This is a genomic window from Pseudomonas sp. PICF6 (assembly GCF_009831705.1).
Lineage (GTDB): Bacteria > Pseudomonadota > Gammaproteobacteria > Pseudomonadales > Pseudomonadaceae > Aquipseudomonas > Aquipseudomonas rhizophila.
The window spans coordinates 230,635-230,980 of sequence record NZ_WUUD01000013.1 but is presented as its reverse complement, the minus strand read 5'-3'; the positions used below and the strand labels follow the sequence as shown (position 1 = coordinate 230,980).

General features: G+C 64.5%; 1 protein-coding gene. It reads right to left on the bottom strand.

Features of this window, described 5'->3' with window-relative positions:
* Positions 1-346: Ig-like domain-containing protein (locus GSM73_RS26985; protein ID WP_256676734.1), on the bottom strand; the 346-nt coding region annotated here is incomplete at both ends.

Below are 346 nucleotides of genomic sequence, written 5' to 3'. Positions count from 1 at the left end.
GCCTTCGGTGTCCAGGCCTTCGATGATCACCGGGTCGTCGTTGTTGTGTACCTGCAACACCAGGTTGGCGGTGCTGGTGTCGCCGTCGGCGTCGGTCAGGGTGTAGGTGAAGGTTTCGCTACCGCTGCCGCCGCCGTGCAGGCCTTTGAAGTCGGCGTCGGCGGTGTTGAGCGTGTAGGTGTAGGAACCGTCGGCGTTGAGGACCAGCGTGCCGTATGTCCCGATAAAAGTGCCGGGCGTGACCGGGCCGGACGCCACGCGATCCGCACCTTCGGTGTCATTGGTCAGCACGCTGCCCGTCAGGGTCAAGTTGGTTTCCGAGGCGGTGCCGGCGTTGCTGTCGTCT